At 65.3% G+C, this 24,421-nt stretch carries 24 protein-coding genes; 4 read left to right on the top strand and 20 right to left on the bottom strand.

Features of this window, described 5'->3' with window-relative positions; all coding sequences use genetic code 11:
* The first annotated feature begins 20 nt into the window (after positions 1 to 20).
* Positions 21 to 878 (top strand): phosphoserine phosphatase SerB, encoded by an 858-nt coding sequence (gene serB, locus HV783_RS02275; RefSeq protein WP_054501599.1) that lies wholly within the window; start codon positions 21 to 23, stop codon positions 876 to 878.
* Positions 879 to 936: 58 nt separating this feature from the next.
* On the opposite strand, the gene HV783_RS02270 is transcribed toward serB, so the two are convergent.
* From HV783_RS02270 to HV783_RS02190, 17 genes are all read right to left on the bottom strand, one after another.
* Entirely contained in the window at positions 937 to 3,180 is a 2,244-nt protein-coding gene (locus tag HV783_RS02270; protein ID WP_116792025.1) for a TonB-dependent receptor, read from the bottom strand.
* Between the two features lie 195 nt (positions 3,181 to 3,375).
* On the bottom strand, positions 3,376 to 3,705 hold the full coding sequence (locus HV783_RS02265) for a DUF2818 family protein (RefSeq protein WP_064525983.1): 330 nt from the start codon (positions 3,703 to 3,705) through the stop codon (positions 3,376 to 3,378).
* 12 nt (positions 3,706 to 3,717) lie between these two features.
* On the bottom strand, positions 3,718 to 5,202 hold the full coding sequence (gene nuoN, locus HV783_RS02260; protein ID WP_049072054.1) for an NADH-quinone oxidoreductase subunit NuoN: 1,485 nt from the start codon (positions 5,200 to 5,202) through the stop codon (positions 3,718 to 3,720).
* 9 nt (positions 5,203 to 5,211) lie between these two features.
* Positions 5,212 to 6,714 (bottom strand): NADH-quinone oxidoreductase subunit M, encoded by a 1,503-nt coding sequence (locus HV783_RS02255; RefSeq protein WP_020924741.1) that lies wholly within the window; start codon positions 6,712 to 6,714, stop codon positions 5,212 to 5,214.
* A complete protein-coding gene (gene nuoL / locus HV783_RS02250; protein WP_006389219.1) occupies positions 6,711 to 8,747 on the bottom strand; it encodes an NADH-quinone oxidoreductase subunit L in 2,037 nt (678 codons plus the stop codon). The genes HV783_RS02255 and nuoL overlap by 4 nt, the downstream gene beginning before the upstream one ends.
* A gap of 17 nt (positions 8,748 to 8,764) precedes the next feature.
* Complete coding sequence (gene nuoK, locus HV783_RS02245) at positions 8,765 to 9,073, bottom strand: NADH-quinone oxidoreductase subunit NuoK (RefSeq protein WP_006217969.1); 309 nt, start codon at positions 9,071 to 9,073, stop codon at positions 8,765 to 8,767.
* Positions 9,070 to 9,711 (bottom strand): NADH-quinone oxidoreductase subunit J, encoded by a 642-nt coding sequence (locus HV783_RS02240; protein ID WP_049072046.1) that lies wholly within the window; start codon positions 9,709 to 9,711, stop codon positions 9,070 to 9,072. The genes nuoK and HV783_RS02240 overlap by 4 nt, the downstream gene beginning before the upstream one ends.
* Before the next feature lie 17 nt (positions 9,712 to 9,728).
* The gene (gene nuoI / locus HV783_RS02235; RefSeq protein WP_006389216.1) at positions 9,729 to 10,217 is read right to left on the bottom strand and encodes an NADH-quinone oxidoreductase subunit NuoI; all 489 of its coding nucleotides are present in this window, start codon (positions 10,215 to 10,217) and stop codon (positions 9,729 to 9,731) included.
* Between the two features lie 21 nt (positions 10,218 to 10,238).
* Positions 10,239 to 11,312 carry an NADH-quinone oxidoreductase subunit NuoH gene (gene nuoH / locus HV783_RS02230; RefSeq protein ID WP_006389215.1) on the bottom strand — a complete coding sequence of 358 codons (1,074 nt, stop codon included), beginning with the start codon at positions 11,310 to 11,312 and terminating at the stop codon, positions 10,239 to 10,241.
* A complete protein-coding gene (gene nuoG / locus HV783_RS02225; RefSeq protein WP_175188621.1) occupies positions 11,312 to 13,639 on the bottom strand; it encodes an NADH-quinone oxidoreductase subunit NuoG in 2,328 nt (775 codons plus the stop codon). The genes nuoH and nuoG overlap by 1 nt, the downstream gene beginning before the upstream one ends.
* A 15-nt stretch (positions 13,640 to 13,654) precedes the next feature.
* Positions 13,655 to 15,022 carry an NADH-quinone oxidoreductase subunit NuoF gene (gene nuoF, locus HV783_RS02220; RefSeq protein WP_006393405.1) on the bottom strand — a complete coding sequence of 456 codons (1,368 nt, stop codon included), beginning with the start codon at positions 15,020 to 15,022 and terminating at the stop codon, positions 13,655 to 13,657.
* Entirely contained in the window at positions 15,019 to 15,513 is a 495-nt protein-coding gene (gene nuoE, locus HV783_RS02215; protein WP_006389212.1) for an NADH-quinone oxidoreductase subunit NuoE, read from the bottom strand. The genes nuoF and nuoE overlap by 4 nt, the downstream gene beginning before the upstream one ends.
* A 46-nt stretch (positions 15,514 to 15,559) precedes the next feature.
* Positions 15,560 to 16,816, bottom strand: a complete 1,257-nt coding sequence (locus HV783_RS02210; protein WP_006389211.1) for an NADH-quinone oxidoreductase subunit D — start codon at positions 16,814 to 16,816, stop codon at positions 15,560 to 15,562.
* A gap of 3 nt (positions 16,817 to 16,819) precedes the next feature.
* On the bottom strand, positions 16,820 to 17,446 hold the full coding sequence (locus tag HV783_RS02205) for an NADH-quinone oxidoreductase subunit C (RefSeq protein ID WP_049072038.1): 627 nt from the start codon (positions 17,444 to 17,446) through the stop codon (positions 16,820 to 16,822).
* 82 nt (positions 17,447 to 17,528) lie between these two features.
* Positions 17,529 to 18,005: a NuoB/complex I 20 kDa subunit family protein gene (locus tag HV783_RS02200; protein WP_006217960.1), complete on the bottom strand. Its 477-nt coding sequence runs from the start codon at positions 18,003 to 18,005 to the stop codon at positions 17,529 to 17,531.
* Positions 18,006 to 18,047: 42 nt separating this feature from the next.
* Positions 18,048 to 18,407, bottom strand: coding sequence for an NADH-quinone oxidoreductase subunit A (locus tag HV783_RS02195; RefSeq protein ID WP_020924744.1), 360 nt, complete (start codon positions 18,405 to 18,407; stop codon positions 18,048 to 18,050).
* 326 nt (positions 18,408 to 18,733) lie between these two features.
* A complete protein-coding gene (locus HV783_RS02190; protein ID WP_054501605.1) occupies positions 18,734 to 19,897 on the bottom strand; it encodes a porin in 1,164 nt (387 codons plus the stop codon).
* 443 nt (positions 19,898 to 20,340) lie between these two features.
* Here HV783_RS02190 and HV783_RS02185 point away from each other — a divergent pair, with 443 nt between their 5' ends.
* The 3 genes from HV783_RS02185 to HV783_RS02175 are packed head-to-tail and all read left to right on the top strand — an operon-like array spanning position 20,341 to position 21,829.
* Complete coding sequence (locus HV783_RS02185) at positions 20,341 to 20,955, top strand: TetR/AcrR family transcriptional regulator (RefSeq protein ID WP_054501606.1); 615 nt, start codon at positions 20,341 to 20,343, stop codon at positions 20,953 to 20,955.
* Positions 20,952 to 21,398, top strand: coding sequence for a PaaI family thioesterase (locus HV783_RS02180; protein WP_054501607.1), 447 nt, complete (start codon positions 20,952 to 20,954; stop codon positions 21,396 to 21,398). Before HV783_RS02185 ends, HV783_RS02180 begins: the two co-directional genes overlap by 4 nt.
* Positions 21,395 to 21,829 (top strand): NAD(P)-binding domain-containing protein, encoded by a 435-nt coding sequence (locus HV783_RS02175; RefSeq protein WP_049072030.1) that lies wholly within the window; start codon positions 21,395 to 21,397, stop codon positions 21,827 to 21,829. The genes HV783_RS02180 and HV783_RS02175 overlap by 4 nt, the downstream gene beginning before the upstream one ends.
* On the opposite strand, the gene HV783_RS02170 is transcribed toward HV783_RS02175, so the two are convergent.
* Genes HV783_RS02170 through HV783_RS02160 form a run of 3 tightly spaced genes read right to left on the bottom strand, consistent with a single transcriptional unit; the run spans position 21,800 to position 24,365 of the window.
* Positions 21,800 to 22,567, bottom strand: coding sequence for a phosphatase PAP2 family protein (locus HV783_RS02170; RefSeq protein ID WP_144654942.1), 768 nt, complete (start codon positions 22,565 to 22,567; stop codon positions 21,800 to 21,802). The two genes, HV783_RS02175 and HV783_RS02170, sit on opposite strands and share 30 nt — an antisense overlap.
* 35 nt (positions 22,568 to 22,602) lie before the next feature.
* Positions 22,603 to 23,397: a metallophosphoesterase family protein gene (locus HV783_RS02165; RefSeq protein WP_054501609.1), complete on the bottom strand. Its 795-nt coding sequence runs from the start codon at positions 23,395 to 23,397 to the stop codon at positions 22,603 to 22,605.
* On the bottom strand, positions 23,394 to 24,365 hold the full coding sequence (locus HV783_RS02160) for a diacylglycerol/lipid kinase family protein (protein ID WP_054501951.1): 972 nt from the start codon (positions 24,363 to 24,365) through the stop codon (positions 23,394 to 23,396). Before HV783_RS02160 ends, HV783_RS02165 begins: the two co-directional genes overlap by 4 nt.
* Positions 24,366 to 24,421: the final 56 nt, after the last annotated feature.

Here is a 24,421-nt window from a genome sequence, read left to right as displayed (position 1 = left end):
GCCCCGACCTTCGCATTTTTATGACTATCCATCACCTCGTCGTCCAATCCCCCGGCCTGACGGTCGAACACGCCGAACAGCTCGCCGCGCTGGCGCAGGCGCAAGGCGTGGCCCGCATCAGCGCCACGGCCGCTCGCCTGCTCGACGTGCAGCACGACGACGCCAGCCGCGCCGACGTGGTGGCGTGGGCCGAGCGCCATGGCATCGACACCGCCTTCGTGCCGGCCGGCCTGAAGCTGTCGCACTGCAAGGTGCTGGCGATGGACATGGACTCGACGCTCATCAACATCGAGTGCATCGACGAGATCGCCGGCGTGGCCGGCGTCAAGGACAAGGTCTCGGAAATCACCGAGGCCGCGATGCGCGGCGAGATCAAGGACTTCGCCGAAAGCCTGCGGCGCCGCGTGGCGCTGCTCAAGGATGTGCCGGCCGAGGCCCTGGAACAGGTCTACACCGAGAAACTGCGCCTGAACCCGGGCGCCGAGCGGCTGATCACCACCGCCCAGGCGGCGGGCATCAAGGTGCTGCTGGTGTCGGGCGGCTTCACCTTCTTCACCGACCGCCTGCGCGAGCGCCTGCGGCTGGACAGCGCGCACGCCAACACGCTCGAGATCGACAACGGCGTGCTGACCGGCCGCGTGCTGGGTGACATCCTGGACGCCGACGCCAAGGCCGTCTACCTGCGCGAGTTCGCCCGCACCCACGGCGCCACCAAGGAGCAGATCATCGCCATGGGCGACGGCGCCAACGACCTGAAGATGCTGGGCGCCGCGGGCTTTCCGGTGGCGTACCACGCCAAGCCGCTGGTGCGGCAGCAGACGCGCTACGCGCTGAACGTCTCGGGCCTGGACGGCGTGCTGAACTGGTTCGAGAGCTGATCGCGGCGCGTCCAGCGGAAAGCCACCGAAGGATGGCTTTCCTGACTGACGGCAGCGGTCAATAACGCAAACTTACCGACAGCAGCGCCGCCCGCCCCGTGCCGAGCGCGGCATGGTTGCTTGGGCGGGCGCGTGTGTAGAACGTCCGGTCAAACACGTTCAACACATTGAGTTGCGCCGATACATTGGGACTGAATTTGTACTTGGCCATCGCATCGAAACGCCAGTACGACGGCACCCAGCGCGCCTTGGGCGCCCCCGTCGCGTCGACGCTCGCATCCGCCTTGCCGTAGACCTTGTCGACATAGTAGGCGCCACCGCCCAGCGTCAATTCGGGCAGCACCTTGTAGGAGGTCCAAAGGCTGAATGCGTTGCGCGGCGTGTTCGGCAGGTCGCGGCCTTCCGCGCCGACGTCCTTGCGTCCGCCGCGGATCAGCTTGCTGTCCAGGAAGGTATAGCCGCCATAGACGTTCCACGCCGGCGTGATGGCGCCCGAGAAGCCCAGCTCGAATCCGCGCACGCGGGTCCGGCCCGCCTGCTCGTATTCGTTCGGCATCACCTCGATGTTGGTGTTCGTGCGCGTATCCTGGAACACCGCGCCCGACAGCGTCAGGCGCTCGTCCAGCACCTGCCATTTGACGCCCGCCTCGACCGTGCGGCTCTTTTCGGGCGCCGCCGCCTCGTCCGAGCTTTTCCTCAGGATGTCCGACGCGGTGGCTCCCGCCAACGAGGACGGCGTCGAAGACGTGCCGTACGAGGCATAGATCGTGCCCGCGGGCACCGGCTTGTACGCCAGGCCGAATTGATAGTTGAACAGGTTGTCGGCGCGGCGATAGCTCTGCTCTTTCCTGTCATGGCCGTGGGTACGGTAGTTGTCCCAGCGCAGCCCGATGCTGGCCTGCCAGTGTTCGTCGAGCTCGAGGGTATCGAAGCCGTAAAGCGCCAGCGTGTCGGTGGCGTAGGGCGCCGGCCAACTGCGAACCGTGCGGCAGGGATAGGCCACGTTCGGGTCGGGGGCGCGCAGAGAGGTCTGCGTCAGGTCGGCCGGGCACTTGGTGATCCCGTCCGACTTCAGAACCTGATCGTTGTTGTAGGCCATGGTCTGTCTGACGCTGGTGTATTCGAACCCCAGGTCGAAGCCATGCTTGATCGCGCCTGTCAGGAACTCGCCGCTCAGGTCTGTCTGGTTCGCGAATGCCTTGGTGGTGTAGTACCTGCCATAGGCAGGCCGGTTGACGATACCTGCCGGCAGGTTGGCGAGCGTGAGGTCGGGCTGGGTGGCGAGATAGTCGGCGGTTTCGCGGCCATAGCGCACCACGTTGCGCAGCTTGAGCTTGTCGGAGAAATCATGCTGGAAATCGACCGTGGCCATGCCATCGCGCGTCTTCATGAAATCGCGCTTGGCCAGGCCGTAGAAGTTCTTGCGTTTGATCCCCATGGTTTCCGTCACCGGCTGGCCCGTCCGCGGATCGTAGGGGATGGAGTAGTCCGGCATGCTGTCGTTCTGGTAATGGTAGTAGCTCAGCGTGATGCGGGTCGGCGTGCCCATCCCCAGCGTCAGCGACGGCGCCACCCCCCAGCGCGAGAAATTCACCGCCTTGTCGCGACCCGGCACGTCGCCCTTGGTGCCCATGAGGTTCAGGCGGAAGGCCGACTTTTCGCCCAGCCGCCAGTTGCTGTCCAGGGTGCCGCGGTAGTTGCTGTCGGTGCCGATCTGCCCGGTGACCTCGATAGCATCCTTGGCCTTGGGCGCCTTGCTGACCAGATTGATGCTGCCACCGGCGCCGCCACGGCCGGCGTAGACCGAATCCGGTCCCTTGATGATCTCGACCTGTTCCAGGTTGAAGGTGTCGCGCGCCTGCATGCTGACGTCGCGCACGCCGTCCAGGAACAGGCTGCTGGCGGCATTCTGGCCACGGATGACGGGCAGGTCGCCGCCCGCGCGCCCGCCCTCGCCCGCGGCGAAGGTGATGCCTGGCGAGTTTTGCAGCACATCCTGCAGCGAGGTCGCGGACTGGTCGGAGATCACCTGCTTGGGCACCACCTGCACCGAGCGCGGCGTATCCAGCAGCGGCGCAGTCATCTTGGGCGACTGGACACTGTCCGGTTGATAAGGCGAGGCGTCCTCTCCCTCCACCTGCACCGGAGCCAGCAAGGGAGCGCTCGATTGCGCCATCGCATGGGGACTGACGAACAGCGCGGGCACCGCGATCGCGGCGGCCAGCGACCCGGCCAGTGAATTCAGCGCGTATGAGTCTTCGAGTTTCAAGATCAAGCTCTCCCGGAGGTGAATGACAACCATTCCTGTTTAAGACAGGTTGCGATTCTGGATGGGAAAGTTGATTGAGTTCGATCCTGCAGGGGAAATCGGACGCGCTAACGCGGGGATGCCGCGACTTGATGGCAATTCGCCACAGAATCGGCAATCAGCGGCAACACCGCATCCAAGCAAAACGCCCCTTGCGGGGCGTTTTCGGATATTGCGTGGCGCGGCCGGTCAGGTCCGCAGGCGCGGATGCCGCTTGAACAGATAGCGGTACACGAACCCGGGATAGGCCAGCACCAGGTACAGGCTCAAGGTGATGGCGTAGAACTCCCAGGTCTGCGCGAAGCGGTTGCCCAGCGCGGACTCGAACGTGAAGCCCAGGGCGCCCACGATCAGGTAGAACACCAGCACTTCGAGCAGGCGCATCCAGAACGGCTTGACGGCTTCGGCCCCGCCCTGCTTCCACGGCAGCACGGCGAACACGCGCTCCGTCAGGAAGGGCAGGTTCGCGCTGACCAGGGCCAGCGCGATCAGGAGCCATACCGCCAGGGTCTGGTTCATGGCCCGCTTCGCTTACAGGCTGAGCGAGCTGCGGATGGCCTGCACGCACAGGGCCATCAGGCCGCCCGGCAACAGGCCCAGCACCAGGATCAGCAGGCCGTTGACCGACAGCACGCCGCGCTGGCCGCAGGTGGCCGCCATCGGGGCGGCATCGGCCGCCGGCTCGTCGAAGTACACGACCTTGACCACGCGCAGGTAGTAGAACGCGCCGATCAGCGAGAACACCACCGCGACCACCGCCAGCGTGACGTGGCCGGCGCTGACCAGCGCCTGCAGCACCGCCAGCTTGGCGTAGAAGCCCACCAGCGGCGGGATGCCGGCCAGCGAGAACATCAGCAGCAGCACGATGGCGGCATGCCACGGGCTGCGGCGGTTCAGACCCTTCAGGTCGTCGATGTGCTCGCACTCGAAACCCTGGCGCGACAGCAGCAGCACGATGCCGAAGCTGGCCAGCGTGGTCAGCACGTAGGTCAGCATGTAGAACAGCGACGCGCCGTAGGCGGACGAGGCCAGTTCCGGTTTGCCGACCACCGAGCCCGACATCAGGCCCAGCAGCACGAAGCCCATGTGCGAGATGGTCGAGTAGGCCAGCATGCGCTTGAAGTTGGTCTGCGCGATGGCGGTCAGGTTGCCGATGGCCAGCGACAGCACCGCCAGGATCATCAGCATCGGCTGCCAGTCGGCCGCCAGGCCGTGCAGGCCGTCGACCAGCAGGCGCAGCGTGATGGCGAAGGCCGCCAGCTTGGGCGCGCCGCCCAGGATCAGCGTGACCGCGGTCGGCGAACCCTGGTAGACGTCCGGCACCCACATGTGGAACGGCACGGCGCCGAGCTTGAACGCCAGGCCCGAAACCAGGAACACGATGCCGAACACCAGGGCCAGCTTCTCGGCCTTGCCGGCGGCGATGACCTTGGAGACTTCGGCCAGGTCGAGGTGGCCGGTGGCGCCGTAGACCATCGACATGCCGTACAGCAGGAAGCCCGAGGCCAGCGCGCCCAGCACGAAGTACTTCATGGCGGCTTCGGTGGCGACGACGTTGTCGCGACGCAGCGCGATCAGCGCGTACAGCGCCAGCGACATCAGCTCCAGGCCCAGGTAGATCGAGATCAGGTTGCCCGACGAGATCATCACCATCTGGCCCAGCAGGGCGAACAGCGTCAGCACGTACAGTTCGCCGCCGCGCATCATGTCGCGCAACTGGGCGTAGACGCGGCCGTAGACCAGCGTGACCGCCACCGCGATGTACGAGGCAATCTTGAGCAGGTGCGACAGCTCGTCGGTGACGTACAGGCCGTTGAAGGTCGAACCCGTGACGCCGTTCTTCCACTGCAGCGCCGACACCACGGTCAGCACGCCCAGCGCCAGCATGGTCAGCAGGAACGTCGGCTTGCGCTCGGGGTGATTGCTGACCGCGTCGACGAGCAGGATAGCCAGGCCGAAAACCAGCAGGAGGATTTCCGGTGTCGCCAGGGCGAAATCGATTTGGGATTGCATCATTGTCTTGTCTTACAGTTTCGAGACGGCAACGTGTTGCAGCAGGGCCTCGACCGACACGTGCATCACGTCGGTGAAGGGCTTGGGATAGATCCCCATGTACAGCACGGCGATCGCCATCACGCCAAGAATCACGAATTCGCGGCGGTTGATATCGGTCAGCTCGCGCACATGGTCGTTGGCGACATCGCCCAGGACCACGCGCTTGACCATCCACAGCGAATACGAAGCGCCCAGGATCAGCGCGGTGGCCGCCAGCAGGCCGATCCAGAAGTTGTGCTCGACCGCGCCCATGATCACCATGAACTCGCCGACGAAACCGCTGGTGGCCGGCAGGCCGCTGTTGGCCATCGAGAACAGGATGAAGAACGTGGCGAAGCGCGGCATCACGTTGACCACGCCGCCGTAGTCGGCGATGCGGCGCGAGTGCATGCGGTCATAGAGCACGCCGATACACATGAACATGGCGCCCGAGACGAAGCCGTGGGAGATCATCTGCACGATGGCGCCTTCGACGCCGGCCGTGTTGAAGATGAAGAAACCCAGGGTGACGAAGCCCATGTGGGCGACCGACGAATAGGCCACCAGCTTCTTCATGTCGTCCTGCACGATCGCCACCAGGCCGATGTAGATCACGGCGATCAGCGACAGCGTGATCATCAGGCCGGCCAGGCTGTGCGAGGCGTCGGGCGCGATCGGCAGCGAGAAGCGCAGGAAACCGTAGGCGCCCAGCTTCAGCATGATCGCGGCCAGCACGATGGAGCCGCCCGTGGGCGCCTCGACGTGGGCGTCCGGCAGCCAGGTGTGCACCGGCCACATCGGCACCTTGACGGCGAAGGCCGCCAGCAACGCCACGAAGATCAGGATCTGCGGGGTGTAGCCCAGCTTGGTCTGCTGCCAGGTCAGGATGTCGAACGAGCCGCCCGAGGCGTTCCACAGGTAGACGAAGGCCACCAGCGTCAGCAGCGAGCCCATCAGGGTGTAGAGGAAGAACTTGAAGGCCGCGTACACCCGGTTCGGTCCGCCCCAGACGCCGATGATGATGTACATCGGGATCAGCGTGGCTTCGAAGAACACGTAGAACAGCATGCCGTCCAGCGCGCAGAACACGCCCACCATCAGACCCGACAGGATCAGGAAGGCGGCCATGTACTGCGACACGCGGCTGGTGATGACTTCCCAGCCGGCCAGCACCACGATGATGGTGATGAACGCGGTCAGGAGCACGAACCACAGCGAAATGCCGTCAACGCCCAGGTGGTAGTTGACGTTGAAGGCTTCGATCCAGGAGGTCTTCTCGACGAACTGCATGGCAGCCGTCTTGGAGTCGAACCCGGTGTACAGCGGGATCGTGACGAGGAAGCCGGCGATCGAGCCGATCAGCGACAGGCCGCGCGTCAGGCCGGGACGGTCGTCACGGCCCACCGCCAGCACCAGCAGGCCGAATACGATCGGGACAAAGATCGCAAGCGTGAGCCAGGGGAAAGTGTTGGATGCCATCTCGCTTGCCATCATTGGGGAATCAGCACAAAGAAAGTCACCAGCGCCATGATGCCGATGATCATCGCGAACGCGTAGTGATAGATGAAGCCGGACTGCAGGTGGCGGCTGATCGCCGACACCCAGCCCACCACGCGGGCGCTGCCGTTGATCAGCAGGCCGTCGATGATGCCGCGGTCGCCGGTCTGCCACAGGCCACGGCCCAGGCAGCGCAGGCCGCGGGCGATGATCTGCTCGTTGACCCAGTCGACGTAGTACTTGTTCTCAAGCACCTTGTTCACGCCCGACAGGCTCGACTTGATCGCGGCCGGGACCTTCGGGTTGATCAGGTAGCAGTACCAGGCGATGACCGCGCCGGCCACGACCAGCCAGAACGGCAGGGTCTGGAAGGCGTGCAGGCCGAAGGCGACCCAGCCGTGCCATTCTTCGTGCAGCTCGTGCATGGCCGGATGCTGCGGCAGCACCGTGATCACGCCGTTGAAGAACTTGCCAAACAGCATCGGATCCACCGCCCAGGCGCCGATCAGCACCGACGGGATCGCCAGCAGGATCAGCGGCAGGGTCACGACCCAGGGCGACTCGTGCGGCTTGCCGCCGTGGTGGCCATGGTCGTCGTGGCCGTGGTCGTCATGGCCGTGCGCGTCGTGGCCGTGGCCATGACCATGGTCGCTGGTGTCGAAGCGTTCCTTGCCATGGAAGACCAGGAAGTACACGCGGAACGAGTACAGCGAGGTCACGAACACGCCGATCAGCGTGGCGTAGTAGGCGAAGCTGGCGCCCCAGACGTGGGCGGCGCCGGCCGCTTCGATGATGTGTTCCTTCGAGTAGAAACCCGAGAAGAACGGGGTGCCGACGAGGGCCAGCGTGCCCAGGAGGAAGGTGATCCAGGTGATGGGCATGTACTTGCGCAGGCCGCCCATGTTGCGGATGTCCTGGTCGTGATGCATGCCGATGATGACCGAGCCTGCGCCGAGGAACAGCAGCGCCTTGAAGAACGCGTGCGTCATCAGGTGGAAGATCGCCACCGAGTAGGCCGAGGCGCCCAGCGCGACGGTCATGTAGCCCAACTGCGACAGCGTCGAATACGCCACCACGCGCTTGATGTCGTTCTGGATGATGCCCAGGATGCCCAGGAACAGCGCGCCGATGGCGCCGATCACGATGATGAACGACAGCGCGGTGTCCGACAGCTCGAACAGCGGCGAGAAGCGCGCGACCATGAAGATGCCGGCCGTCACCATGGTGGCGGCGTGGATCAGCGCGGAGATCGGGGTCGGGCCTTCCATCGAGTCGGGCAGCCAGGCGTGCAGGGGCACCTGCGCCGACTTGCCCATGGCGCCGATGAACAGGCAGATGCAGGCCACGGTCAGCAGCATCCAGTCCGAACCGGGCAGCGTCAGCTTGGACAGCTTGTCGGCCTGGGCGAACACTTCACCGTAGTGCATGGTGCCGGCGTAGGCGAACAGCAAGCCGATGCCGAGGACGAAACCGAAGTCGCCGACGCGGTTGATCAGGAACGCCTTCATGTTGGCGAAGATCGCGGTCGGGCGGGTGTACCAGAAACCGATCAGCAGGTACGAGACCAGGCCCACCGCTTCCCAGCCGAAGAACAGCTGCACCATGTTGTTCGACATCACCAGCATCAGCATGGAGAACGTGAACAGCGAGATGTACGAGAAGAAGCGCTGGTAGCCGGGATCGTCGGCCATGTAGCCGATGGTGTAGATGTGCACCATCAGCGACACCGAGGTCACCACGACCATCATCATGGCCGACAGCGGGTCGATCAGGAAGCCGATTTCCAGCTTGGTCTGGCCGATCAGGCTCCAGGTGTAGACCGCGCCGTCAAAGCGCAGGCCGTTGAGCACGTCGCCCAGCACCACCACCGAACCGATGGCGGAGATGAGCACGCCCAGGATGGTGATGACGTGCGAGGCGCGGCGGCCGATCGGACGGCCCAGGAACCCGGTGCCGAAAAGGCCCGCGAGGATTGCTCCGGCCAGCGGCGCCAGCGCGATGAGCAGGTAGAGATTGGGTGAGCTAGACATTTTCTTCCAATACCCCGTCAGCCCTTCAGGCGATCGAGTTCGTCAACGTTGATCGTGTTCAGGTTGCGGAACAGCAGCACCAGGATGGCCAGGCCGATCGCCGCTTCAGCGGCGGCCACGGTCAGGATGAAGAACACGAACACCTGGCCGGCGGTGTCGCCGAACCAGCTGGAGAACGCCACGAAGTTCATGTTGACGGCCAGGAGCACCAGCTCGATGGACATCAGCAGAATGATCAGGTTGCGGCGGTTCAGGAAGATGCCGAAGATCCCGATGGCGAACAGGATCGCCCCCAGGATCAGATAATGGGCCAGCGTCAGCGTCATTGTTTTTCTCCTTGGGGCGCGGCGGTGCCGTTCTGGGCCTGGGCGCGCTCGCTCTGGGCGGGCATGCTCACCATGCGGAAGCGGTCCTTGGCGCGCACGCGAACCGCGGCGACCGGGTCGTTGTACTTCACATCGCGGCGGCGGCGCAGGGTCAGCGCGATGGCGGCGACCATGCCGACCAGCAGCAGCGCGGCGCCGACTTCGATGGCGTAGATGTAGTGCGTGTACATCGCTTCACCGAGGGCGCGGGCGTTGTTGTAGTCGCCGGCGACCGGGGCTTGCGGGCCCGAGCCGTACCAGGTCGAGCCCAGCACGAAGGCCATTTCCAGCACCATCACCAGGCCGATCACCAGGCCCAGCGGCAGGTAGGTCTTCATGCCCTGGCGCAGGGCATCCATGCGGATGTCCAGCATCATGACGACGAACAGGAACAGCACCATCACGGCGCCCACGTACACCAGCACCAGCAGCAGCGCGAGGAACTCGGCGCCCAGCAGCATCCACAGCATGGCCGCGTTGGCGAACGCCAGGATCAGGTGCAGGACGGCGGTGACCGGGCTGCGCGCGGTGATCACGCGGAACGCCGCGATCACCAGCACGGCGGCCAGTATGTAAAACAGGACAGTGGTAAAAGTCATGGATCAGGACCCTGGGCTCAACGGTAGGGAGCGTCTTCGGCCCGGCGGCGGGCGATTTCGGCTTCGTAGCGGTCGCCCACGGCGAGCAGCATGTCTTTGGTGAAATACAGGTCGCCGCGCTTTTCGCCGTGGTATTCGTGGATGTGCGTTTCCACGATCGAGTCCACGGGGCAGCTTTCCTCACAGAAGCCGCAGAAAATGCACTTGGTCAGGTCGATGTCGTAGCGCGTGGTGCGGCGGGTGCCGTCGTCACGCTGGTCCGACTCGATGGTGATGGCCAGCGCGGGGCACACGGCTTCACACAGTTTGCACGCGATGCAGCGCTCTTCCCCATTGGGGTAGCGGCGCAGCGCGTGCAGGCCGCGGAAACGCGCCGAGGTCGGCGTCTTTTCCTGCGGGTAGCGCAAGGTCACCTTGCGCTTGAAGAAATACTTGCCCGTCAGGCGCATGCCCTTGAGCAGTTCGGCCAGCATCAAGCTGCCGAAGAAATCTTTGATCGCTTCCATATCCTGCCTCTGCCTGGCGGCTTAGCGCCAAATGTTCCAGGGCGTCTGCATCCAGATCGCCACAATGACCAGCCAAACACCGGTCAGCGGGATGAAGATCTTCCAACCCAAACGCATGATCTGGTCGTAGCGGTAACGCGGGAACGACGCGCGGAACCACACGAACAACGAAACCACGACGAACGTCTTGAGACCGAGCCAGATCCAACCCGGGATCCAGGTCAGCGGCGCGATGTCGATCGGCGAAGCCCAGCCGCCCAGGAACATGATCGACGCCATGCACGACAGCAGGATCATGTTGGCGTATTCGCCCAGGAAGAACAGCGCGAAGGCCATGCCCGAGTATTCGACCATGTGGCCGGCCACGATTTCCGATTCGCCTTCCACCACGTCGAACGGGTGACGGTTGGTTTCGGCAACGGCCGAGATCACGTAGATCACGAACAGCGGCAAGAGCGGCAGCCAGTTCCAGGACAGGAACGTCAGGCCCTTGTCGGCGAACCAGCCGCGGTTCTGCACATGCACGATCTCGGACATGTTCAGGCTGCCGGACACCAGCAGCACCGTCACCAGCACGAAGCCGATGGCCAGTTCATACGACAGCATCTGGGCCGAGGCGCGCAGCGCGCCCAGGAACGCGTACTTGGAGTTCGAGGCCCAGCCGGCGACGATCACGCCGTACACGCCGATCGAGGTGATGGCCATGATGTACAGCAGGCCGGCGTTGACGTTGGCCAGGACCACGTCGGGGCCGAACGGCACCACCGCCCAGGCGGCCAGGGCCGGCATCAGCGTGACCACGGGGGCCACGACGAACAGCACCTTGTTGGCCTGGCTGGGGACCACGACTTCCTTGGTCAGCAGCTTGAACACGTCGGCGAACGGCTGCAGCAGCCCCTTGAAACCGACGCGGTTCGGGCCCATGCGCACATGCATGGCGCCGATCATCTTGCGCTCCCAGTACGTCAGGTAGGCGACGCACAGGATGATGGGCACGGCGATGACCACGATCTTGATGATCGTCCAGAGAACCATCCAGACCGTCGGACCGAGCAATGCCGTTCCGTGGCTTTCAAGAACATTGAGCCATTCCATCAGGCACGCTCCACGCTGAGTTGACCAAATGCGCCACCCAGGGCTGCGGTATTTTCAAAGGCTGCGGCGATGCGCACGGCGCGATCGGCCACGGCGTCGTCCTGCACGGTTTCGAGCTCGACAGCGCCCTGCCCGCCCGTCACGCGCACCTTGACGCCGGCGGTCAGGCCCAGGCTGGTGAGCGTGTTGCCGTTCATGCGGGCGGCGGGCTGCTTCGAAGCCGGCGCGGCCTGCAGCGGTGCCGAGCGGCGCACCATGGCGTCGCTGCGGTAGATCGGCACGTCGGCGACGCGTTCCAGCCCGGTCAGGGGCTGGCCCAGGCCCAGCGGGGCCTTGATGTCGTTGGACAGGCGGCCTTCGACGCCGCCGGCCAGCGCGGCATCGCGCACGGACTCGGAGGTTTCGTCATCGAAGCCAGCCAGGTGCAGGACGTTGCCCAGCACGCGCAGGACCTTCCAGGCCGGACGGGTCTGGCCGAAAGGCGCGACCGTGCCCTTGAAGCTCTGGGCCAGGCCCTGGGCGTTGACGAAGGTGCCCGAGGTTTCGGTGAACGGCGCCACCGGCAGCATGACGTCGGCCCATTCGGCGGCGGCCGAACGGTAAGGCGTCAGGGCCACGGCGAATTGCGCGCCGCGCAGCGCGGCGATGGCTTGCTGGCCATTGTCGGCATCCAGCAGCGGCTCGGCGTGCAGCACCACGTAGGCCTTGAGCGGCTCGGCCAGCATGGCGGCGGCGTTCTTGCCGCCCTTGCCCGGGATGGCGCCGGCCAAGTAACCGCCGACGGTGTTGCCGCCGGAGGTCAGGAAACCGAACTTGCCGCCGGCCAGGTCGGCCACGGCGCGGCCGTTGGCGGCCAGGGTCGAGGCCTGGGCGCTGGCCACGGCCAGGTTGCCCATCAGCACGGCGGTGTTGGCGCCCGACGCCAGGCTGGCGGCGATGATCTTGGCGTTCTCGCCCGGGGTGACCGAGGCGAACTCGGCCGGCACCGCGGCTTCCTTGGCTTGCGCCAGGGCCACGGCCACTTCGGCCAGGGCGCGCGGCAGCTCGGACGGGGCCACGGTGAGGCGGCCGGCGACCGGCATCAGGGGATCGTCGGCGGCGCTGTCGACCATCAGGATCTGCGTGCCGCGCTTGGCGGCCTGGCGCAGGCGCTGGGCCATCAGCGGGTGATCCTTGCGCAGGAACGAGCCGACCACCAGGACGCGGTCCAGGTTGTCGAGTTCGGCGATGGGCATGCCCAGCCACGGCGCGCCGGTCAGCGCGGCGTCGAAGGCCGGGTCGGTCTGGCGCAGGCGGAAATCGATGTTCTCGGAGCCCAGCGCGCGGACCAGGCGGCCCAGCAGCGCGTATTCCTCGGTGGTGGCGTATTCGGACGCCAGGGCGCCGATCTGGCCGGCGCCGAAACTGTCACGCACGCGCGACAGGCCCTGGGCCACGGCAGCCAGGGCGTCAGCCCAGGAGGCTTCCTGCCACTTGCCGTCGGCGCCCTTGATCATCGGCGCGGCCAGGCGGTCTTCGCTGTTCAGGCCTTCATACGAGAAGCGGTCGCGGTCGCTGATCCAGCATTCGTTGATGGCTTCGTCTTCGAACGGCACCACGCGCATCACGCGGTCGCCCTTGACCTGGACCACCAGGTTGGCGCCCAGGCTGTCGTGCGGGCTGACCGAACGGCGACGGGCCAGTTCCCAGGTACGGGCACTGTAGCGGAAGGGCTTGGAGGTCAGCGCGCCCACCGGACAGATGTCGATCATGTTGCCCGACAGTTCGGACTCGATCGAGCGGCCGACGAACGAGGTGATCTCGGAGTGCTCGCCACGGCCCAGCATGCCCAGTTCCATGACGCCGGCGATTTCCTGGCCGAAGCGCACGCAGCGGGTGCAGTGGATGCAGCGGCTCATTTCCTCGGCGGAAACCAGCGGGCCCAGGTCCTTGTGGAACACCACGCGCTTTTCTTCCTGGTAACGCGAGGAAGAGCCGCCGTAGCCCACGGCCAGGTCCTGCAACTGGCATTCGCCGCCCTGATCGCAGATCGGGCAGTCGAGCGGGTGATTGATGAGCAAGAATTCCATCACCGACTTCTGAGCGGCGCGAGCCTTCTCGGAGCAGGTGTGCACGACCATGCCGTTCGTCACGGGGGTGGCGCAGGCGGGCAGCGCCTTGGGCGCCTTTTCCACTTCGACCAGGCACATGCGGCAGTTGGCCGCGATGGACAGTTTCTTGTGGTAGCAGAAATGCGGCACGTAAAGCCCGACTTTCTGGGCCGCATGCATCACCATGCTGCCCTCGGGCACTTCTACCGTATTGCCGTCGACGGTTAGTTCAACCATTGCTGTTCCTGAGACCTACAGATATTGCGGAACCACACACGACTTGTGCTCGATGTGGTGCGCGAATTCGTCGCGAAAATGCTTGAGGAAGCCACGCACGGGCATGGCGGCGGCGTCACCCAGGGCGCAGATGGTGCGGCCCATGATGTTGCCCGCCACGTTGTCCAGCATGTCCAGATCTTCCGGACGGCCGTGGCCGTTTTCGATGCGGTGCACCATGCGGTACAGCCAGCCGGTGCCTTCGCGGCACGGCGTGCACTGGCCGCAGCTTTCCTCGAAATAGAAATACGACAGGCGCAGCAGCGACTTGACCATGCAGCGCGTCTCGTCCATGACGATCACCGCGCCGGAACCCAGCATGGAACCCGCCTTGGCGATGGCGTCGTAGTCCATCGTGGTTTCCATCATGATGTCGGCCGGCAGCACCGGGGCGCTCGAGCCGCCGGGGATCACGGCCTTGAGCTTCTTGCCGCCGCGCATGCCGCCCGCCAGTTCCAGCAGGGTCGAGAACGGGGTGCCCAGCGGGATCTCGTAGTTGCCGGGACGCTCGACGTCGCCGGTGATCGAGAACAGCTTGGTGCCGCCGTTGTTGGGCTTGCCGACTTCGAGGTAGGCCTGGCCGCTGTTGCGGATGATCCAGGGCACCGCCGCGAAGGTTTCGGTGTTGTTGATGGTGGTGGGCTTGCCGTACAGGCCGAAGCTGGCCGGGAACGGCGGCTTGAAGCGCGGCTGGCCCTTCTTGCCTTCCAGCGATTCCAGCAGCGCGGTTTCCTCGCCACAGATGTAGGCGCCGTAGCCGTGGAACGCGTGCAACTGGAAGTTGAATTCCGAACCCAGGATCTTGTCGCCCAGGAAGCCGGCGGCGCGCGCCTCTTCCAGGGCCTCTTCGAAGCGCTCGTAGACTTCGAAGATTTCACCGTGGATGTAGTTGTAGCCGACGCTGATGCCCATCGCGTAGGCGGCGATCGCCATGCCTTCGATCACGATGTGCGGATTGAAGCGCAGGATGTCGCGATCCTTGAACGTGCCGGGTTCGCCTTCGTCCGAGTTGCAGACGAGGTACTTCTGGCCCGGGAAGGCGCGCGGCATGAAGCTCCACTTCAGGCCGGTCGGGAAGCCCGCGCCGCCGCGGCCGCGCAGGCCCGACGCCTTGACTTCGGCGATGACGTCTTCCGGCTTCATGCCGGTGGTGAGGATCTTGCGCAGGGCTTCGTAGCCGCCGCGCTTGACGTAGTCGGCCAGGCGCCAGTTGGCGCCGTCGACGTCGGCCATGATCTGCGGCTTGATGTGGCGGCCATGCAGGCACATCGAGTTGGACAGGTCGTTCAGCGGGTTGGGCTCCAGGCCCTGCGCGAACTGCTTGTAGATGTCGGGCGCGTTCATGCCGACTCTCCTTGCGCCTTGAGGGCCGCGACCAGCGCGTCCAGCTTCTCTTCGGTCATGCGCACGCACATATGCTTGTTGTTCACGATCAGCACGGGGGAATCGCCGCAGGCGCCCATGCACTCGCCTTCGACCAGGGTGAACTGGCCGTCAGCGGTGGTTTCGCGGTAGTCCACGCCCAGCTTGCGCTTGAGGTAGTCGCCGGCGCGTTCGCCGTCGCGCAAGGCACAGGGCAGGTTGGTGCAGACCGCGATCTTGGTCTTGCCGACGGGCTTGACGTCGAACATGTTGTAGAAGGTGGCGACTTCCTGGACCGCGATGGGAGGAACGCCGATGTAGTTGGCCACATCTTCGATGATGTCGGTAGCCAACCAGCCCTTCTCTTCCTGCGCGATGGCAAGAGAGGCCATGATGGCGGACTGCCGCTGGTCGGCCGGGAACTTGGCGAGTTCTCGGTCGATTTTCTGGTAGGCCTGTTCGGAAAGCAGCATAGTTTGAATCCGGGTTATGCGGGCGTGCTCGTGACTGTCTGGCGGATCAGCGATCGATCTCGCCGAAAACGATGTCCTGCGTACCAATGATGGTGACGGCGTCGGCGATCATGTGACCGCGCGACATTTCGTCCAGCGATTGCAGGTGGGCGAAGCCGGGGGCCCGAATCTTCAGGCGGTACGGCTTGTTGGCGCCGTCCGACACCAGGTAGATGCCGAACTCGCCCTTGGGGTGCTCCACCGAGGCGAACGCTTCACCCGGGGGCACGTGGAAACCTTCGGTGAAGAGCTTGAAGTGATGGATCAGCTCTTCCATGTTGGTCTTCATGGCGGTGCGCTTGGGCGGGGCGATCTTGTGGTTCTCGATCATGACCGGGCCCGGGTTGTTGCGCAGCCATTCCACGCACTGGCGGATGATGCGGTTGCTCTCGCGCATTTCGGCGATGCGGACCAGGTAGCGGTCGTAGCAGTCGCCGTTGACGCCGACGGGGATGTCGAAATCGAGCAGGTCGTAGACTTCGTAGGGCTGCATCTTGCGCAGGTCCCAGGCCACGCCCGAGCCTCGCAGCATCGGGCCGGTGAAGCCCAGGGCCTTGGCGCGGTCGGGATCGACCACGCCGATGCCGACCAGGCGCTGCTTCCAGATGCGGTTGTCGGTGAGCAGGGTTTCGTACTCGTCGACGCAGGCGGGGAAACGGTTGGTGAAGTCTTCGATGAAGTCCAGCAGCGAGCCCGAACGCGCGTCGTTCATGACGCGCACTTCCTTCTCGCCACGGTATTTGCTGGTCTCGCCGTACTGCGGCATGGTGTCCGGCAGGTCGCGGTAGACGCCGCCCGGACGATAGTAGGCCGCGTGCATGCGGGCGCCCGAGACCGCTTCGTAGCAGTCCATCAGGTCTTCGCGTTCACGGAAGGCGTACAGGAACACCGCCATGGCGCCCACGTCGAGCGCGTGTGAACCCAGCGACATCAGGTGGTTCAGGAGACGCGTGATCTCGTCGAACATGACGCGGATGTACTGTGCGCGCAGCGGAGCTTCGACGCCCAGCAGCTTCTCGATGGCCATGACGTAGGCGTGCTCGTTGCACATCATGGACACGTAGTCCAGGCGGTCCATGTAGGGCAGCGCCTGGATGTAGGTCTTGTGCTCGGCCAGCTTTTCAGTGGCGCGGTGCAGCAGGCCGATGTGCGGGTCGGCGCGCTGGATGACTTCGCCGTCCAGCTCGAGCACCAGGCGCAGCACGCCGTGAGCGGCCGGGTGCTGCGGGCCGAAGTTGAGCGTGTAGTTCTTGATTTCTGCCATGATTCAACGTCCCAAGCCGTAGGTGTCTTCGCGCACCACGCGCGGCGTGATCTCGCGCGGGTCGATCGTGACGGGCTGGTAAATGACGCGCTTCTGTTCCGGGTCGTAGCGCATTTCGACGGTGCCGGAGAGCGGGAAGTCCTTGCGGAACGGGTGGCCGATGAAGCCGTAGTCGGTCAGGATGCGGCGCAGGTCCGGGTGGCCTTCGAAGACGATGCCGTACAGGTCGAACGCCTCGCGCTCGAACCAGCCCACGGCCGGCCAGCATTCCATCAGCGAGGCGACCATCGGGAACTCGTCGTCCGGCGCCCAGGTGCGCACGCGCAGGCGCCAGTTGTTCTCGACCGACAGCAGGTGCGCGACCACGGCGAAGCGCGCGCGGTGCACCTTGGCGTTGGTTTCCTCGGGCAGTTGGCGCGTGCCGTTGCCCCAGGTGAGGTAGTCGACGCCACAGAGGTCGATACAGATTTCGAAGCGCAGGCCGGCTTCGGTGCGCAGCTTGTTGCAGACGGAGAACCACTGCTCCGCGGGCACTTCGAGCGTCAGCTCGCCCAGCGCCTCGGTCAGCGCGATGTCCGCGCCGAGGGTGGTCTGCAAATTGTTTTTCAGGGTTTCGAGCCTGGTCATCATCTTGTACGCTTAGGTGAACCGATACGCTGTTTCGCGGGGTCCTGCGGCGGCGTTTGCGGCGGCCGCGGACCGGAGCGCAAACTCAGCGCGCAATCGTGTTGGTCAGGCGGATCTTGTTCTGCATCTGCAGCAAGCCGTAGACCAGCGCCTCGGCCGTGGGCGGGCAGCCCGGCACGTAGACGTCTACCGGTACGATGCGATCGCAGCCGCGCACCACGGAATACGAGTAGTGGTAGTAACCGCCACCATTGGCACAGGAGCCCATCGACACCACCCAACGCGGTTCGGGCATCTGGTCGTAGACCTTGCGCAGCGCCGGCGCCATCTTGTTGCACAGCGTGCCGGCGACGATCATCAGGTCGGACTGACGCGGGCTGGGGCGGAAGATGATGCCGAACTGGTCCAGGTCGTAGCGGGCCGCGCCCGCGTGCATCATCTCGACCGCGCAACAGGCCAGGCCGAAGGTCATGGGCCACATGGAGCCGGTTTTCGCCCAGTTAAGGAACTTATCGGCGCTGGTTGTGATGAACCCTTGCTTGAGAATGCCGTCTATAGCCATATTCGTCTCTGATAGCGTGCGGTGATGAAATAACCCGGCGGGTCATTCCCAGTCCAGCGCGCCCTTTTTCCATTCGTAGATGAAGCCGACGGTCAACACGGCGAGGAAAACCATGACCGTCCAGAAGCCGACGATTCCAACCGTGCCCTGGGCGATGGCCCACGGGAACAGGAACGCGATTTCCAGGTCGAAAAGAATGAACAGGATCGCCACCAGGTAGTAGCGCACGTCAAACTTCATGCGCGCGTCTTCGAACGCTTCGAAGCCGCACTCATAGGGGGATAGCTTCTCGGCGTAGGGACGCCGCGGGCCAAGGAGGGAGCCGGCCGTCAGAAGCGCGAACCCGATAAGGGTGGCCACTACGATAAACAGCAGGACGGGGAAATACTGTTGCAGGTTCATTCAGGCGTCCGTCAAATGCGCAAACCTTAGGATTGTAGCATTCGCGCGGTTACTTCCGGCTGAACTCTGTAGCGTGAACAGCGGGTGAAAGACTGCATTTCTCCAGTGGAACAATCGCAATCTTTGACGGGAAGCAAACAGCTTACCGCAATCGCGCCACGCCCGCGCCACCAGCACGATAAAACGCCCGCACAGCGGTCGCGAATTACCGTAAAAAAACAGACTGATCGCAAACAAAAAACCACCCCGAAGGGTGGTTTCATATGAGCGGGCCGAAGCCCGCTCATGCACTAAGAATCTAGGCAGGACTTGCGCCCTGCTTTCGATTAGAAGCGGTGACGCAGGCCCACGCCAACAGCGGTCGCCTTGACGCCGTCGTTGAACGCGTAGTTCTTCGAGTACGAACCGTAGGCGTACAGGTTGGTACGCTTGGACAGGTCGTAGGTGTAGCCGGCCGAGAACACGTTCATCGTGGCATCGTCGCCAGTCAGCTTGTTGTTCGACGGGTCAACGCGCTGCCACGAACCGAACAGGCTCGAAGCGCCGCCGATCGGAGCCGACAGACCCAGCAGGTAGGAGTTGGCCTTGAAGCCATCAGCGAACTGGTTGGCACCGAAGCCCAGCTTGCGCGACGTACCGTCAACGGTAATCGAGCCCGAAGCGCCGGCCGGGTTGGACGTGGCGAACCAGCCGTCGGTGGTGCGAGCGTAGGCCAGGGCCAGCTTGACCACTTCGAAGTCATACGAACCGCCGATCATGTACGAACGGGGCGTCGCGTCGACTTCACCTTGAGCTTGGTTGTGCGAAGCGTTCAGTTGGTCGTACGACAGAGCGACGTTCAGGGGACCATTGACGTAGCGCAGGCCGGTCGTGATGGCACGGACGTTGTCGGCGGTCTTGAAGCCAACGCGAGCCGGGTCAGCCTTGGTCGAGCTGTCGGCATTGCCTTCGTCAGCGCTGAACGAGTAGCCAACGCCGAACTGGAAGCCGCTGAACGACGGGGTTTGGTACATGACCATGTTGTCGTAGCGTTGCGTGTTGGCAGCGCTCATGCCGGTACCGATGTTGGCGACGTTGAAGCCGGCGCCGAACGGATCGATCGAGCCGAAGTACTTCGACGCGATGTTGGTTTGGCGACCGAAGTCCAGTTGACCCCAGCTGTCGCTGGCCAGACCGACGGTGGCTTGACGGCCGAACAGACGGCCGTTTTGAGCCGACTTGCCGTTACCCGAGTCGAAACCCGATTCCAGTTGGAAAACAGCGCGCAGGCCGTCACCCAGATCTTCCGAACCACGCAGACCCCAGCGCGAACCGTTCTGGACACCGTTGATCATGCCGATACGGCTGCCGTTCTTGGCATCGCCAGCACCGCTGATCTTGTTGTAGCCGATACCCGTGTCGATGATGCCGTACAGGGTGACAGACGTTTCTGCCTGGGCGACACCGGCGAAACCGGCGAGCAGGGCGGCAGCGAGCAGAGTCTTTTTCATTTAAGAAATCTCCGTTGATTTGAGTGACAAGAGCAGCAATCCAGCAAACCAGCCTGCCGCCCCCCTAACTCCGCGAAGGGAAGTTGACGCTATTGCATCAAAAATCGGGGGGGCTGGCTATGGTCGACACCAGAAAAGTGCAGGTTTGCGACAGCCCTGTTGGGATATTGCAACATCAGACCAACTCCCCATAGGGCTAACCCTGCGTTTTGCGAATGACCACGTATCCATGCGACTTTCAGCCCTGGCCCTAATAAATGAAGGGATCGCGTCGGGTTTCTTTCATATGTCTTTCCAGACCGAATAACCTCTTCGGCAAGACCGCTTCCCGGTCTGCCCGGGCGGCCTCCCCCACATTGGCGCCGTCAGCTTGGATAACGTTGTTATTTAAATAAAGCAGCGATATTATTTCGCAACATAGTCACCCCTTCGCTTCCTTGGCCATGACCACCGTCACTCCTCGCAGCGACCGCAATGAACGCCTGAGCGCGCTGCGCCGGCAGATGATCCTGGACGCCGCCCAGCGGGTATTCGAGCGCGACGGGCTGGAAAAGACCACGCTGCGCGCCATCGCCAAGGAGGCCGGCTGCACCACCGGCGCGATCTACCCCTGGTTCGCGGGCAAGGAGGCGTTGTACGGCGCCCTGCTGGACGAATCGCTGCAGCGCCTGCACACCCATCTGCTGGGCGCGACCTCCGGCGGCGCGCCCGCGTCCGCCGCGCGCCAGGCCATCCAGGCTTTCTTCGGCTACTACGCCGAGCGCCGCACCGATTTCTCGCTGGGGCTGTACCTGTTCCAGGGGCTGGGGCCGCGCGGGCTGGGGCGCGACATGGACGAACGGCTCAACGGCCGGCTGCGGCTGTGCGTCGACGTGCTTGGCCAGGCCCTGGCCCGCACCAAGTCCTGGACGGCCGAGGCAGTGCAGGTCGAGCAGATGAATGTCTTCACCTACCTGATCGGGCTGCTTCTGCTATTGCACACCCGCCGCCTGAAATCGCTGGGCCAGCAGGCCGACGTCCTGCTGGATCACTACTGCCACGCCCTGGAACAACGATGACCGCCACGACCCTGCCCTGCGCCGACACCGACGCGCCGCTGATCAGCCTGGCCGATTTCCGGCTGCTGCTGGCCGAGCAACATCCGTTTTCGCTACTGTTGGGGATCGAAGTGCAGCGCATCGGCCGCGGCACCGCGCTGGCCGTGCTGCCCGCGCGCGACAGCCACCAGCGGCTCGGCGGCATCGTCGCCGGCCCGATGCTGATGGGGCTGGCCGACCTGGCCATGTATGCGGCGGTGGTCGGCGCCACTGGCCAGGCCCACGCGGTCACGGCCAGCCTGACCATCAACTTCCTGCGCAAGAGCCCGGCCGGCGCAATCCACGCCGAGGCGCGGCTGCTCAAGGTGGGCCGCCTGTCCGCGGGCGAGGTCATCCTGACCGCCGCGGGTTCGGATGAGCCGCTGGCCCATATCGTCAGCACCTGGTCGGTGCCGAAGCCATGAGCCTGCGCATCAGCATCGTCGGCATGGGCCGCACCGGCACGCAGGCGGCGCGGCGCCTGCTCGCGGCCGAGCCGGACATCGCCCTGACCGTCTACGACATCGACCCGGACCGTTGCGAGGACTTCCGCGGCAGCGCCACCCTGGCGACCTCGGCGCGCGAAGCGCTGGCGGAGTCCGACACCATCGTGCTGGCCCTGCCGCGCGAACGTGAAATCGACCGGACCCTTGAGCGCTTCAGCGACGGCGAGGTCACCGCGCCCGTGGCCGGCAAGCTGATCGTGGACCTGGAGCCGCCGCCGCCCGAGCGGGCGCGCCGGCTGGACCAGGCGATCGCCACCGCCGGCGGCCGCTACGCCTGCGCGCCGCTGCGGCCAACGGCCGGCGCCGGGCCGGATGCGCGGCTATTGAATGCCTTGATCGCGCCGCGCTGAGCCGCCCAGGCGTTCGGCCGCGGCCACGCACAACGCCAGCCAGGCGAAGCTGACGGCGAAGCCCGCCACCACGTCGCTGGCGAAATGCACCTGCAGCAGCACGCGGCTCAGGCCGATCGCCATCACCAACGCCGCCGCCAGGGCCGCTGCCGGCAACCGCCAGGACGCGGGCGCCAGGCGCCAGGCCAGATAGCAGGCGGCCCCGTACACCGCCATGGCGGCCGAGGCATGGCCACTGGGAAAGCTCCAACCGAAGGCGGTGGCGAAACCATGATCATGCTCGGGCCGCACGCGTTCGAAACCCTGCTTGAGGAGGCGGTTGATGAGGCCGCCGCCGCCCGTGGCGGCCGCGCAGAAGGCCGCCAATTCCCACTGGCGGCGCGCCAGCAGCGCGAGGGTCATCAGGACTGCGAATACCGTCAGCACATTCCGGTCGCCCAGTGTGGTGAACCAGGACAGCAGCCACAGCAGGGAATCGCCCAGCGACATGCTGAGCGCTGCGGCGAGGGCGCTGTCGAATTCCACCACCGCCCCCTGCCGCGTGACGGCGAAGGCCAGCCCCAGGAACAGCGCGCCGGCCAACGCCACGGCGCCCGCGCCCGCCGCCAGGCGCGTGGCGGGCCGGGCCCGCATGCAGGCGCGCGCCAGCGCCACCGCCACGAGCGCCGCGCCCAAAGGCAAAAGCAGAAACAACGACAGCGCGTGCAACGAAATCCATGCCGCCCCGGCGTCGATCATGGCGCCCACTCCGTCCCGATTCCCGTTGCCACGCCCTACCCCGCCACCAGGGTCTTGTCGACCGGCGCGAAGGCATGGGCGCCAGCGGCGTAGTCCCAGCGCTCGACGTGGCAGACCCGGGTCTCGCCCTCGCCCTCGCGCGTGATCACATTGACCGAATTGGGGATGTTGCCGCGCACCCGGCGCGAGCACGCGGTGCCGGCCTGGACCGCCCAGCCGGCCATGACGCCCGGGTCGGCGCTGGCGGGCAGCACGTAGGGCAGATGGATGTGCCCGCCGAGGATCAGGTCGACTCCGGCCTGGGCCCAGGCCGCCAGCGCGCGCTCGCGGCCGATCAGCAGGTTGAAGCGATCGGACTCGACCTTGGCGCGCACCGGGTGATGCGCCACCACCACCCGCAACTGGCCGGGCCGGGCCTGGCGCAGCCGCTGCGCCACGCGCGCGATCTGGGCGTCGGAGATCTCGCCATCCTTGCGGCGGCGGGGCCGCGTGGTGTTGACGCCGATGGCCAGCAGGCCGGCGGTTTCATAGACCGGTTCGAGCACGGCGCCGAGCGCGCGCTTGTAGTTGCCGTAGGGGTTGAGCGCCCGGGCGAACACATTGAACAAGGGAATGTCGTGGTTGCCCGGGACCGCCAGCACCGGCAGCGAGAGCCGCTCGATGAACTTGCGGGCCGCCGCAAACTGGCCGCGCCGGGCGCGCTGGGTGATGTCGCCGCTGATCACGACCAGGTCCGGCGCGAGCGCGCGCGCCAGGTCCAGCGCGGCCTCGACCACCGGCTTGCGTTCGGTGCCGAAGTGGGTGTCCGACAATTGCAGGATGCGCGTCATGGGCGCTCCTCTTCGGCGTCGACCGGCACCACCAGCGGCAGGGGCGTATCGGACACCTTGAATTCCAGGGGCGTGTCCATCCAGGATATCTCGCCGTCCATGGCGACCTTGACGCGGCGGCGTCCGCGAATCGAGACCCTCAGACGGTCGAAGGCGAAGCTGACCACATGCTCGGCCTCGCCCAAGCGGCTGAACAGGCCGCGCAACAGCAGGCCATAGAGCGCCAGCGTGCCCACCGGCCGGGCGGCCATGGCCACCAGGCGGTTGCGATCGAGTTCGGAGGGGTCTATGCCGATGTGCTCCAGTTGCAGGCGGTTGTTGCCGACCACCAGCGTCGGCGAACGCAGATCGCGCGTCCGGCCTTCGTACTCGAGCCGCAGGCTGAGCTGGCGCGGCGCGCGCAGCAGCGTCACCAGCCCGGACCAGAGCGCCACCAGGCGGCTGCGGCCGAAACGCTGCTTGTAGGCCTCGCGATCTTCCAGCAGTTGCGGATAGAGCCCCAGGCTGGCGTTGACCAGGAACAGGCGGCCATTGAGCAGGCCGACCTGCACCGGCCGCAGCTCGCCGCCCAGCAGGCCGCGCAGCGCGGCTTCGGTGTCCTGCGAGATGCCGTAGCGGCGGCCGAAGTAATTGAAGGTGCCTTGCGGCAGGATGCCGAACGGCACGCCCTGCCCCAGCACCTGGCCGGCGACGGCGTTGAGCGTGCCGTCGCCGCCGGCCGCGACCACGATGCCGCCAGCCTCGCGCGCCAGGGCCACGGCCTCGCGGGCGGTGTCGACCAGGCGCGATGGATCGTCGATTGGCATCAACTGGTAGCGCCGGCCGGCCTCGTCGAGCACGCGGCGGATGATGTCCTGCAGCACTTGCGCGTCGCCGCGCCCGGAGCCGGTGTTCAGGACGATGAAGAGAGGTTCGTGTCCCGCGAGGGGACGAGCCCCGTTCGCCGGGCTCTGCTGGATAGGCGTCATGGACAAAAGATAGCCCATGGCGGCAAATCGCCGCAACCGTGCCGGCGCGCGCCTGT

Origin of the sequence: Achromobacter dolens (genome assembly GCF_902859745.1) — a bacterium.
Lineage (GTDB): Bacteria > Pseudomonadota > Gammaproteobacteria > Burkholderiales > Burkholderiaceae_B > Achromobacter > Achromobacter dolens.
This window is presented reverse-complemented; position numbering and strand designations above follow the sequence as displayed.

Coding starts and splice junctions, on each gene's coding strand:
- HV783_RS02165 (WP_054501609.1), bottom strand. CDS start 23,397: ATGACGCGCATCCTGCAATTGTCGGACACCCACTTCGGCACCGAACGC.
- nuoG (WP_175188621.1), bottom strand. CDS start 13,639: ATGGTTGAACTAACCGTCGACGGCAATACGGTAGAAGTGCCCGAGGGC.
- nuoL (WP_006389219.1), bottom strand. CDS start 8,747: ATGTCTAGCTCACCCAATCTCTACCTGCTCATCGCGCTGGCGCCGCTG.
- HV783_RS02265 (WP_064525983.1), bottom strand. CDS start 3,705: ATGAACCAGACCCTGGCGGTATGGCTCCTGATCGCGCTGGCCCTGGTC.
- HV783_RS02205 (WP_049072038.1), bottom strand. CDS start 17,446: ATGATGACCAGGCTCGAAACCCTGAAAAACAATTTGCAGACCACCCTC.
- HV783_RS02240 (WP_049072046.1), bottom strand. CDS start 9,711: ATGACTTTTACCACTGTCCTGTTTTACATACTGGCCGCCGTGCTGGTG.
- HV783_RS02255 (WP_020924741.1), bottom strand. CDS start 6,714: ATGATGGCAAGCGAGATGGCATCCAACACTTTCCCCTGGCTCACGCTT.
- nuoN (WP_049072054.1), bottom strand. CDS start 5,202: ATGATGCAATCCCAAATCGATTTCGCCCTGGCGACACCGGAAATCCTC.
- HV783_RS02185 (WP_054501606.1), top strand. CDS start 20,341: ATGACCACCGTCACTCCTCGCAGCGACCGCAATGAACGCCTGAGCGCG.
- HV783_RS02170 (WP_144654942.1), bottom strand. CDS start 22,567: ATGATCGACGCCGGGGCGGCATGGATTTCGTTGCACGCGCTGTCGTTG.
- HV783_RS02160 (WP_054501951.1), bottom strand. CDS start 24,365: ATGACGCCTATCCAGCAGAGCCCGGCGAACGGGGCTCGTCCCCTCGCG.
- nuoK (WP_006217969.1), bottom strand. CDS start 9,073: ATGACGCTGACGCTGGCCCATTATCTGATCCTGGGGGCGATCCTGTTC.
- HV783_RS02210 (WP_006389211.1), bottom strand. CDS start 16,816: ATGGCAGAAATCAAGAACTACACGCTCAACTTCGGCCCGCAGCACCCG.
- nuoH (WP_006389215.1), bottom strand. CDS start 11,312: ATGGAATGGCTCAATGTTCTTGAAAGCCACGGAACGGCATTGCTCGGT.
- HV783_RS02190 (WP_054501605.1), bottom strand. CDS start 19,897: ATGAAAAAGACTCTGCTCGCTGCCGCCCTGCTCGCCGGTTTCGCCGGT.
- HV783_RS02175 (WP_049072030.1), top strand. CDS start 21,395: ATGAGCCTGCGCATCAGCATCGTCGGCATGGGCCGCACCGGCACGCAG.
- nuoI (WP_006389216.1), bottom strand. CDS start 10,217: ATGGAAGCGATCAAAGATTTCTTCGGCAGCTTGATGCTGGCCGAACTG.
- serB (WP_054501599.1), top strand. CDS start 21: ATGACTATCCATCACCTCGTCGTCCAATCCCCCGGCCTGACGGTCGAA.
- HV783_RS02200 (WP_006217960.1), bottom strand. CDS start 18,005: ATGGCTATAGACGGCATTCTCAAGCAAGGGTTCATCACAACCAGCGCC.
- nuoE (WP_006389212.1), bottom strand. CDS start 15,513: ATGCTGCTTTCCGAACAGGCCTACCAGAAAATCGACCGAGAACTCGCC.
- nuoF (WP_006393405.1), bottom strand. CDS start 15,022: ATGAACGCGCCCGACATCTACAAGCAGTTCGCGCAGGGCCTGGAGCCC.
- HV783_RS02195 (WP_020924744.1), bottom strand. CDS start 18,407: ATGAACCTGCAACAGTATTTCCCCGTCCTGCTGTTTATCGTAGTGGCC.
- HV783_RS02180 (WP_054501607.1), top strand. CDS start 20,952: ATGACCGCCACGACCCTGCCCTGCGCCGACACCGACGCGCCGCTGATC.
- HV783_RS02270 (WP_116792025.1), bottom strand. CDS start 3,180: ATGGTTGTCATTCACCTCCGGGAGAGCTTGATCTTGAAACTCGAAGAC.